The 11,544-nt window shown below is 32.7% G+C and carries 11 protein-coding genes and 1 other annotated feature; of the genes, 3 read left to right on the plus strand and 8 right to left on the minus strand.

The window, feature by feature from the left end; translation table 11 throughout:
* The 8 genes from CBF36_RS11835 to rplK all read right to left on the minus strand — a co-directional run.
* Positions 1–1,809 (minus strand): Cna B-type domain-containing protein (locus tag CBF36_RS11835; RefSeq protein ID WP_125958583.1); only part of this gene is annotated, 1,809 nt, incomplete at its 3' end.
* A 215-nt stretch (positions 1,810–2,024) separates the two neighbouring features.
* Positions 2,025–2,729, minus strand: coding sequence for a hypothetical protein (locus CBF36_RS11840; protein ID WP_125958584.1), 705 nt, complete (start codon positions 2,727–2,729; stop codon positions 2,025–2,027).
* Between the two features lie 259 nt (positions 2,730–2,988).
* The gene (locus tag CBF36_RS11845; protein ID WP_125958585.1) at positions 2,989–3,453 is read right to left on the minus strand and encodes an ASCH domain-containing protein; all 465 of its coding nucleotides are present in this window, start codon (positions 3,451–3,453) and stop codon (positions 2,989–2,991) included.
* Positions 3,454–3,471: 18 nt separating this feature from the next.
* Positions 3,472–4,938, minus strand: coding sequence for a nicotinate phosphoribosyltransferase (locus CBF36_RS11850; RefSeq protein WP_125958586.1), 1,467 nt, complete (start codon positions 4,936–4,938; stop codon positions 3,472–3,474).
* Between the two features lie 137 nt (positions 4,939–5,075).
* Entirely contained in the window at positions 5,076–5,447 is a 372-nt protein-coding gene (gene rplL, locus CBF36_RS11855; protein WP_125958587.1) for a 50S ribosomal protein L7/L12, read from the minus strand.
* 66 nt (positions 5,448–5,513) lie between these two features.
* On the minus strand, positions 5,514–6,014 hold the full coding sequence (gene rplJ, locus CBF36_RS11860) for a 50S ribosomal protein L10 (protein ID WP_125958588.1): 501 nt from the start codon (positions 6,012–6,014) through the stop codon (positions 5,514–5,516).
* Between the two features lie 36 nt (positions 6,015–6,050).
* Positions 6,051–6,178 (minus strand) — a sequence feature (ribosomal protein L10 leader region).
* Between the two features lie 45 nt (positions 6,179–6,223).
* On the minus strand, positions 6,224–6,913 hold the full coding sequence (gene rplA, locus CBF36_RS11865) for a 50S ribosomal protein L1 (RefSeq protein WP_071457520.1): 690 nt from the start codon (positions 6,911–6,913) through the stop codon (positions 6,224–6,226).
* A gap of 105 nt (positions 6,914–7,018) precedes the next feature.
* Entirely contained in the window at positions 7,019–7,441 is a 423-nt protein-coding gene (gene rplK / locus CBF36_RS11870) for a 50S ribosomal protein L11 (RefSeq protein WP_165865474.1), read from the minus strand.
* A gap of 230 nt (positions 7,442–7,671) precedes the next feature.
* On the opposite strand from rplK, the gene CBF36_RS11875 reads away from it, so the two are divergent.
* The 3 genes from CBF36_RS11875 to CBF36_RS11885 form a co-directional block, all read left to right on the plus strand.
* Positions 7,672–8,241 carry a GNAT family N-acetyltransferase gene (locus CBF36_RS11875; protein WP_125958589.1) on the plus strand — a complete coding sequence of 190 codons (570 nt, stop codon included), beginning with the start codon at positions 7,672–7,674 and terminating at the stop codon, positions 8,239–8,241.
* Positions 8,242–8,370: 129 nt separating this feature from the next.
* Entirely contained in the window at positions 8,371–10,329 is a 1,959-nt protein-coding gene (locus CBF36_RS11880) for a heavy metal translocating P-type ATPase (protein WP_125958590.1), read from the plus strand.
* A 167-nt stretch (positions 10,330–10,496) separates the two neighbouring features.
* Positions 10,497–11,544: ABC transporter permease subunit (locus CBF36_RS11885; protein ID WP_125958591.1), on the plus strand; the 1,048-nt coding region annotated here is incomplete at its 3' end.

Genomic DNA, 11,544 nt, shown 5'->3' on the forward strand with positions numbered 1-11,544 from the left:
AAAGCCTTCGGCTACGTTTCCACTAATTTCACTGTCATATCCCTTGATACTCGTTTCGGTTACTCGATATGTGATTTCTTTTCCATCTTTGTCATACTGATCTAACTTATCAAATGTGTGTTGCCAATTTGTTTCAGCTGTTAATGTCGCTTCTGACACTTCTTTATCATTCGCTAATAATTGAATCGTCACACTTTTCGCTTTGGGGCCTACCCATTCTTTCGTGACTCCTACACTGACTTTACCCGTGATAGTATTCGTTACGACAAATCCGTCACTTGCTGTCCCACTAATGGTTGTATTATAACCGTCCACTGGCGTTTCAGTAATCGTGTAATCAATTGCTTCGCCTGTTGTCGCATCATATTTTGGCAACTCTTTAAAGATATGTTCCCAGTTTGTTTTCGCTGTCACTGTTTGACTCGCAATGGTTTGACCGTCTGCTTTTAAATGAATCTCTGCTGTTTCTCCAGCTTTTCCTACCCATCGTTTTTCTACGGGTATCGACACCGTTTCAATTTCATTTTCTATTGTCCATGTTTCTTCTTTATTATTAGCTTTCAAACTTAATCTAACTTTATCGTCAGAATTAAATTTCACTCTTTCCGGTGCATCCACTTCAACAACAACCAGTTCACCCGGAATAAATCCAGATTCACGGATTTCTCCTTTTTCATTAGTTGTATATCTAGCTGTTGTATTATCTTTGCCTGAAAACAAAGGACCCTTATCTTCGCGACTAATTTCAAAAGTGACACCAGGTATAGGAATTTCTGTTCCTTTAACCACTTTATTAATATTTAAGTTCGCTCGTTTCTTTCCATACATATTTCCATTAGACATAGTATTCATCACACTTGCATCATTAGTTATATTATTTGGAACTTGATTTTCAAAATAATTAAATTCAGCTTTATTTTTAAATTCTTTGATATCATAGTCTGTAATTAATGCATCATATGTAAAAGAAAATTCTTTTTCACTTAAAACGCTTTCTGGAATAAGTATATCAATTGATCCGTTATCTTTATCATAATCAATTTTAGATCCTGCAGAACTACCAAATTCAGAACTTAAAAATTCCTCTACACTATTATAAATAATATAGTCTGTCTGGTGTTGCTGTCCTCCCCAAAACAGACCTATCTCAATTCCTGATCCATCTAATATTTGACCTTCACCAAGTTTATCTTGTATTTTTAACGGGCCGCCTGGGAATGTATCGCCATTAATATTACCTCTTAAAAACCATCTAACATAATCTGGATTACTTTCACCATAAAACATTCCTGTCTTGCCGGCAAACACACCTCTATCTCCACCTCTACTGTTAGAAATAAAGATTGTTTCTCCACCAATTTTTACTGTGTTCGTACTATCTTCTTGAGTATTTAATCCCCTAAGAAAAATATTAAAAGATCCTCCAATACCATATGACTCTTTAACACCTTCTAAAAATGTCATTTTTATGCCACCACTAGTATATTCTAACTTGGCATTTTCTAATTGCGGAAGAGCATTTGCTAATTCAATTGATGTATACGTAGTAGTCTCAATCGGAATAAATACTTCCTTACCTGGATAAATATAATATGGCTTACTACTATCTTCACTCTGGCCTATAAATTCCAAAGATATATCAAATACACCTGTGTGTTGAATATTTTTAGAAGACACGTCAAATTTTTGAATAATGCTTTCTCCAAAAAAACCTTCTTCTTCTTCTGAATAAACAACCGTTGGCAAACTTACTAAAAAATTAGGTATTATCAACACCAATAACATAAATATATTAAACAACTTTTTCAACTATCAAACCACTCCTTGTATAAATTATCTTGTTATTAATAAAAGTTTATTTTACTTTTTTAACAGCAAGAATGATTATAGGGTATGGGGTATGAATTTAAAAAGAACTTATTATAAACAGAAACTGAACCATTAGTTTAAAAAAAATGCTATCCCTTATTTTAAAAGGATAATAGCATTTTTAAATTTCACAATTTTTTATAAATATGGAATGTTTATTGATAGTTATTACTAAACTCTTCAGGTAACGAACAGGATAATTCTGATTTCCAATATAATTGTGCATCATTAATAATTTTTTTCACTTTTAATCGATCTCTACTTTGACTAAAACGATCTAAAATAGTGCCTAAAAGCTCTAAATCACTTAAACAATCTTCTTTAAAAGCAAGTAAAAACTGCATTAATACAATATTTGATATTTTTTCTAATGAAATAGCTTCTTTTACACTAAGCATAATTTTACTATGAATATCATTTCTTAAATATTCACTCCAATCATAACCATCTTTTTCAAAATATTCGCCATCATAAAGATTTAATAGTTGTATTAAAGATTCTTCCGTTAATATATTCATCAATATATTTTTTACTTGATCATAATCACTTTCAATCGATGCATTAATGAAGTACGTACCTGATTTATAGACAATAATATTAGGATAGTCGTGTTTTTCAAATTCTTTTCTAATTTGATAAATGGTTGTATGTAAGTTACTGCCACCACGTTCTGTTGACATATTTGGAAATAACACACCAATTAAATCGTCTTTTGTCACTAATTCATCTTTATAATGAAATAAATAAAAGAAAAGTTCATATGCTTTTTTTGTACGAAGTAAGATACGTTCTCCTTTATCATTTAGTAAACGCCCTCTACCAAAACTATTAACATAAATACCTTTTTGTTCCACCATCATTTACTCCCTCTTTTAATGTAATATTTGATAGTTTATCATATGGTGTATTCATATAATCAACATATATAAAATTAATAAACTTTTAATAAAAAAATAATTTATTTTTTGCCAAAATAGGCACTAAATGAATTAAAAATATAAAATACTACTTATATTGTACTAAAGCATGAGTAAATAGATACTGAACAAAAAATAAATATAATGACTTTTTATACAAAAAAAACAGATGATTTCTATAAATAACCATCTGTTTTTTCATTTATTTGTAAATCACTTCAAATTCTTCGCAAACAATAGCCATATTTTTTATATCTATTTGCTTGTTATAGACATCTTTAAATAGTTTATCCCAAAAATCATAATGAACCTGTTGCCAATATTTTAGAGTTAAATCACCTTCTCCTTCTTTATAGGCATGTTCTGGTGTCACTTCACAAAATTTTGTCATATAGACTTTAGTTGTCATAAGTATCGCTACTGGATTTCCACTTCCATCTAATAAAATATCATAATGGTGGTTCGCTTTTGGTAACGCCTCATTTCCCCACTCATACTCAACTTTAGCGCTAGCTGTTGCTGTTTTGGTGCCATTTAGTACAAGCTTTGCTAATTCATCAGCCAGTTCATTTGTACCTCCAAACGACCAAGCTTCACCAAATTGTGGATTTTTAATGGTTGTTTGACTAAGAAATTTTTGCCAAAAAGCTGCTTCTTTTTTATTCATACGATTATCCTTATATGATTATTTTTTTGATTGGTTATGTGTCATTTCGTGTACTTTTTTAATCGTTGTCATCTTATGATTCCAACATTCTGTCGATAAATCAACTGGATATTTTTGTGGGTTTAAACTACGTTTATATTCTTCCCACAAGGAATCTTGATTAGCTGTTGCTCGTTGTTTAATTTCTTCTAGAGTTGGTAAATCATAAACACGTTCTCCTTCTATATAGATATCTTGTAAAATTGGTCTAGCTGTAAAATTTTCTACAGTTTTATTAATGTAAGTATGAACTGGATGGAACATATACAATGCTTTTTCTTTTCTTGGATCTTCTGTCCAAAGTGTAATATAGTCCCCTTCAGATTTTCCATCTTCTCCAGTAATACGCCATACTTGTTTTTTTCCAGGAGTTGATACTTTTTCTGCATTACTTGAGAGTTTAATAGTATCAACCATTTTCCCCTCATCATTTTCAATGGATACAATCTTATACACAGCTCCAAGTGCTGGCTGATCATAAGCTGTGATTAACTTTGTTCCAATACCCCAGACATCAATTTTTGCTCGTTGCATTTTTAAGTTTAGAATAGTCGATTCATCTAAATCGTTTGACGCATAAATTTTAACATCTGGATAGCCTGCCTCATCTAACTGCTTTCTTACTTTTTTGGAGATATAAGCCATGTCTCCACTATCAATTCTAACACCGATAAAATTAATTTTATCGCCCATTTCATTAGCTACTCGTATCGCACTAGGCACGCCAGATCGTAATGTATCATATGTATCAACTAAAAACACACAGTCTTTATGCGTTTGAGCATAGGCTTTAAATCCTTCATAATCATTAAGATAGGATTGGATTAAACTATGAGCATGAGTTCCAGCGATAGGTATCCCAAACATTTTACCAGCTCTGACATTACTTGTTGAATCAAACCCTCCGATATAAGCTGCTCTTGTGCCCCAAATTGATGCATCTAATTCTTGTGCACGTCGTGTTCCAAATTCCATAATTAAATCATCGCCACATACTGCACGGATTCTCGCAGCTTTTGTCGCAATCAGTGTTTGATAGTTTATAATGTTTAGTATGGCCGTTTCTATCAATTGACATTGTGCTAGAGGACCTTCTACTTGAAATATTGGTTCATTATTAAAAACTAATTCACCTTCTAAAGCAGATCGTACAGTACATTTAAACTTAAATTCTTTTAAATAAGTTAAAAATTCTTCTGGGTAAGTTGTGACTTGTCTTAAATAATCAATGTCCGTATCAGAAAACGCTAAATTATCAAGGTAATCAATCACTCTTTCCAACCCTGCAAAAACAGCATACCCATTTTTAAATGGCATGTCTCTAAAATAGCATTCAAAAACTGCGTGTCTATCATCACGTTCTAATTCCCAATATGTTTTCATCATATTTAATTGATATAAGTCCGTATGTAAAGCTAAGCTATCGTCATGTAATCGATTAATCATCTTATTCTCCAATTCTTTTCCCTTTTATTCTATCTCCTATATTTTACGTCTTATAAACAAAATTCTCAACTTTTATCCATTTTAGACAACAAAAAAAGAGGAAGATTTCTCTTCCTCTTATTCATTAAAATAAATGATTATTTTAATGTAATTGCAGCGCCAACTTCTTCTAATTTAGCTTTGATTTCTTCAGCTTCTTCTTTAGATGCGCCTTCTTTAATTGGTGATGGAGCTCCATCAACTAATGCTTTAGCTTCTTTTAATCCTAAACCAGTTACTTCACGAACTGCTTTGATTACTTTAACTTTTGAGTCTCCAGCAGAAGTTAATTCTACAGTAAATTCAGTTTGTTCAGCAGCAGCTCCGCCTTCAGCAGCGCCACCAGCTACAGCTACAGGAGCAGCAGCAGATACACCAAATTCTTCTTCGATAGCTTTAACTAAATCATTTAATTCCAAAATAGTTGATTCTTTTAAATCAGCAATAATTTGTTCAACGTTTAATGCCATGTTGTTTTCCTCCATTTTAAATCTTTCGATTATTTAATTTTTATTTTTTAATAAACTAAGCTGCTATTAAGCAACTTCTTCTTCTTTTTCTGCCACAGCTTTGACTGCATAAGCCACGTTTCTGACAGGAGCTTGAAGTACAGATAGTAACATAGAAAGTAAGCCTTCGCGACTTGGTAGTTTTGCCAAAGCAATGATTTCTTCTTTAGAAGAAACATTTCCTTCGATAACTCCGCCTTTAATTTCTAACGCTTCTGCTTCTTTTGTAAAATCATTCATGATTTTAGCAGGTGCAACAACGTCTTCGTTACTGAATGCTACAGCAGTAGGTCCAAAGAATACATCTTCCATACCTTCTAATCCAGCTTTTTCAGCCGCACGACGTAAGATACCATTTTTGATAACTTTCATCTCAACGTTTGCATCACGTAATTGTTTACGTAAGTTAGTTACTTCTTCTACAGTTAAACCACGGTAATCCACTACAACAACAGATGCAGCTTCTTTTAGTTTTGCAGAGATAACGTCAACTTCTTGTGCTTTTTTTGCAATTGATGCTTCACTCATTTATTTTCACCTCCGTAAATTAATAGATGGTGGAATTTTTCTAATAAAAAAACTCCATGCCACCGTTGACATAGAGGGACTATTGATTGTATTAATCATTGTCCTCGGTAGGGAATTAAGGTTCTAAAACCACCTACTGTCTTCGGCATAATATTTTAACCTAGATAACTATAACATCTACAGTCATCTAGGTCAACTGTTTTTATTAATTAGAATGAAAATTTGTCAACTTTTACACCAGGTCCAAAAGTTGTTGTAATCGTTAAGTTTTGGATATAAGCACCTTTTGTAGCTGCTGGTTTAGCTTTTAAGATAACATCATTTAAAGCTTCAAAGTTTTCAATTAATTTAGCATCATCAAATGATACTTTACCAATTGGAACATGGATGTTTCCTTGTTTGTCTACACGGTAAGTTACTTTACCAGCTTTAACTTCTTCAACAGCTTTTGTTACGTCCATAGTAACTGTTCCTGTTTTAGGGTTAGGCATTAATCCTTTAGGTCCTAATACACGTCCTAATTGACCAACTTGTGCCATCATGTCTGGAGTAGCTACGACTACGTCAAAACCAAACCATCCACCTTTAATTTTTTCAACCATGTCAGCTTCACCAACAAAGTCAGCGCCTGCTGCTTCTGCTTCTTTAGCTTTTTCGCCTTTAGCAAAAACTAAAACAGATTGAGTTTTACCAGTTCCGTTAGGTAATACCATAGCCCCACGGATTTGTTGATCAGCTTTTTTAGGGTCTACATTTAAACGGTAAGCAACTTCTACAGTTGCGTCGAATTTAGCAATGTTTGTTTCTTTAGCTAAAGCTACTGCTTCTGCTACAGAGTATTCTTTTGTTACATCTACTTTTTTCAATGCTTCTTGCATTTTTTTACTTTTCTTAGCCATTTTGTTTCCTCCTTGATTGTGGTTATAGCGGTTGTACCTCCCACGTATTTATATTTTTCAATATAAATTCGACTGAGAAGCTACTTCAAGAGTCGCTGTAGAAGATTATTCTACAGTGATACCCATGCTTCGTGCAGTACCTTCTACCATGCGCATAGCTGCTTCAATATCAGCTGCGTTTAGGTCTTGCATCTTAGTTTCAGCAATTTCTTTTACTTGATCTTTAGTAACTGATGCTACTTTTTTAGAATTTGGTTCACCAGAACCTTTTTCTACGTTAGCTGCTTTTTTAAGTAATACTGCAGCTGGTGGTGTTTTTGTAATAAATGTAAATGAACGATCTTCATATACAGAAATTACAACTGGAATAATTAAACCAGCTTGATCTGCTGTACGAGCGTTGAATTCTTTTGTGAATCCCATAATATTAATACCCGCTTGACCTAATGCTGGACCTACTGGTGGAGCTGGTGTTGCTTTCCCTGCAGGAATTTGTAATTTAACTAATTTTTCAACTTTCTTTGCCACGAGACATACCTCCTTAAGTCCGTGATGTGGTTTAATGGAGATGGAAATTTCTCCTCCCACACTTTAAATAAAAAAGAAATACGTGTATTACACGCACCTTCACATTATACTACGAATTGAAAAATAATCAATACTTAATCTGTATTTTTTATTTTTAGAAAGTTGCTACTATAATAAGTGCGTGATATAGTAACAGTACTTAATTTATACACTAGGAGGAACGATTCAACATGATTCGCTTTGCACAAAAAGAAGATGCTAGTCAAGCCATCGACTTGGTTATGATTGTCTTAAAAGATATGGAATTAGATATTTTTGAAAAACTCTCAGATAAGGAAGTAAAAGAACTGTTGGTTTCCGCTTATATAGATAAACCAACACATCGTTATGGTTATAAAAATGCTATCGTGAAAGAGATAGATGGAAAAATTGCTGGAGTAGCTTTTGGATACCCTCACCATCACGAAAAAACAATTGATGACGGTTTTTATGACATATTAGAACAAAATAATTTACCTAAAGATTATCGTTTATTCACCGAAGAAGAGGCATTTGATGACGAGTGGTACTTAGATACACTTGTCACCTCTCCTAAATTTAGAGGACAAGGTGTTGCTAAAGAACTCCTTAATTCACTACCTGATTTAGCAAAACAAACTGGTCTTACCACTATTGGACTAAACGTTGATAAAATCAATGATAATGCTAAAAGAATTTATCTAAACAATGGCTTTGAAAAAGTTGGCGAAACGAATATTGCTGGACATGAGTATGAGCATTTACAAAAAAATATTTCATAATAATAAAACCTCGATTATTTTAAAAAATAATCGAGGTTTTATTTGCTTTTTCCTATCTAACGATATATAATTTAAATATGAATAAATAATCATATGAATATTTTTTTATATAAAAAGGAGCTGGATAAAATGAGCCAATCACAACAAACTGTCGAACATCATCATAAAAACTGTAGTCACTCTCACGAACATACAAGTGATCATTCTCACTCACATGAGCATGACCACGGTAATTTACCCGTTATACTTTTCTTTGCAGGTTTAGTAACATTTATCATCAGTTTATTTTTACCAACAGGAGCTCCTAAGACAATTCTTGCTTTAGCAACCATTGTTCTTTCTGGTTATCATATTATGATTGAGGGCTTTGAAGATACAATCAATGAAACAAAAAAACTTAAAAAATTTACACCAAATGTTCATGTCTTAATGTCACTCGCAGCGATTGGAGCTGCTATTATCGGTGACTATACTGAAGGAGCACTTTTAATCCTTATCTTTGCTGCTGCACATTTTTTAGAACATTATGTAGAAAATAAAAGTAAAAAAGAAATTACCTCTTTGATGAAAATGAATCCAACTGATGCCCAATTAATTCTTTCTGATGGGTCAACAAAAACTGTTGATGTGGCTGATTTAAAAATCGGGGATCATTTAAAAGTACTAAATGGCGAACAAATTCCAACAGATGGAACCATTCTTTCTGGTTATACATCTATTGATGAATCTTCGATAAATGGAGAAAGTATTCCAGCTGAAAAAACAGTTGGTGACACTGTTTTTGGTAGTACAATCAATGGGGATGGAACAATCACGATGGTTGTCACAAAAGATAGTACGGATACTGTTTTTGCCAAAATTTTACAATTAGTCAACGAATCTCAATCTAATCTATCTAAAACAGCAACAAAGATTAAACGATTAGAACCAAAGTATGTAACCAGCGTCATGGTCTTGGTCTTCTTATATATTATTTTAATGCCTTTACTATTTAATATGACTTGGTATGATAGTTTTTATAAAGGAATGGTATTCTTAACCGTAGCCTCTCCTTGTGCCTTAGCAGCAAGTGATATTCCTGCAACCCTATCTGCTATTTCAAATTTAGCTAAACGTGGCGTTCTCTTTAAAGGTGGTTCTTATCTATCAAATCTTTCTGAAATTCAAGCCATTGCATTTGATAAAACAGGAACTTTAACTGAAGGCAAACCCAAAGTAACAGATGTTCATTTTATCGATTCAATTAACAATGATAAAACTTTTTATACTGACTTAATTGTAGCAATGGAAAAACAAGCAAATCACCCATTAGCTAATGCCATTGTGGAATCAATTGAAATCGTTAATGATATTCCTTTAACGATTGATAATCAAATTGGGAAAGGATTAGTTTCTAACTATAAAAACCATACTTATAAAATCGGGAAATCGTCTCAATTTACAAACGTTTCTTCAGATATTGAATCTTTTGAAAGAAAATATGCTGAAGAAGGAAAAACTGTGGTTTTATTCTCTGAAGATGATGTTGTCATTGGGTTAATCGCTATGATGGATTTGCCTAATCCAAAAGCGCAACAATTAGTTGCTTATTTCAAAGAACACAACATTCATACAACAATGATCACAGGCGATGCCGAAAGAACTGGACGTGCCGTAGCAAATACGCTCAAAATTGATGAAGTAGCTGGAAACGTCTTACCTGAAAACAAATCACAAATTATCACTTCTTTACAAGAAAAATATGGTTTGACAGCTATGGTTGGAGATGGAGTAAATGATGCTCCTGCCCTTGTAAAAGCTGATATTGGGGTTGCTATGGGAGATGGCACCGATGTGGCTATTGATGTAGCTGATGTCGTCTTAATGCAAAATGATTTAGATAAGTTAGGCTACGCTTATCGTTTGTCTAAAAAATTGGATAAAGTAGTGAAACAAAATATTATCTTTTCTATGGGAGTTGTAGCATTACTCGTGGTACTTAATATCTTCGGACAAATGAATTTACCAATTGGTATTTTAGCTCATGAAGGTAGTACTCTAGTTGTTCTCTTTAATGGTTTAAGACTTCTATCACCTTTAGAAAATTAAACAATCTACTCAATACCAAGAAACACTTAAAACGTGATTTCTTGGTATTTTTTTGTATATATAACATCAATTCAATGAATAATAATTATTTTTATTCATTTATTCTTTTTATATTGCATAATTATTTATTTAGTTATATAATACTCTCAATCAAAAGGAGTGAGTCTATGAAAGAGTTTATTGTTCAAAAAACGAAATATTTAATATCTATGTTGGTTATTATTGGCTATTTATTTATTCCATCTACAGTTTTCGCTGAAACAACTGATCCCTACCTACAAAAAATAAAAGATAAGGGGGACATTACAGTCGGTCTTTCTGCCTTTTATGCTCCATATGAATTTCATGCCACAGTTGACGGAAAAGATACTATTGTTGGGACAGATATTTTAATCGCTGAAAAAATTGCAAAGGATATGGGAGTTAAATTAAAAATTGAAGAATACAGTTTCGATGCTTTACTAGGTGCTCTTAAAACTGGAAAAATTGATGTGATTATTTCTGGTATGACACCCACACCAGAGCGATTAAAAGAAGTTGATTTCTCAAATTCCTATATGACCGTTCAACAAAAAATTGTCATTCGAAAAAGCGATCAAAACAAATACAATTCCTTAGAATCACTAAAAGGGGTAAAAGTTGGAGCACAAGTTCAAACAAAACAAGAAGAGCTGGCTAATAAAGAAATACAAGCTGATACTGTATCTTTACAAAACGTACCAGACATTATTTTACAACTCCAGCAAAATAAGATTGATGCAGCTGTGATTGAACAACCTGTTGCTGAAGCTTACCTAACACAAGATGACTCATTGATGTTTGCAGATATTGAAATTAACGATTCAGACAAAGAAACAGCCATTGCTTTACCTAAAAATTCTCCAGTTTTATTAAAACAGATTAATCAATCCATCCAGGAGATTAATGACGAAGATTTAATGAAAAAATACAAAGATGAAGTAACTCCTCTGATGTTTCCTGAAACATCGTTCTTAAAAAAATATGCCCCTTACTATATTAAAGGGACTGGTTACACCATTTTCTTAGCCCTTATTGGTGTATTATGCGGTAGCGTATTAGGAACATTACTTGCTTTAATGAAATTATCTAAAAATAAACTATTCAAAGGTATTGCTGTTGTCTACATTGAATATGTTCGTGGGACACCTTTACTTGTTCAAATCTTTTTAGTGTTCTTTGGACTCAATGTAATCG

This window comes from Vagococcus bubulae (assembly GCF_003950315.1).
Lineage (GTDB): Bacteria > Bacillota > Bacilli > Lactobacillales > Vagococcaceae > Vagococcus > Vagococcus bubulae.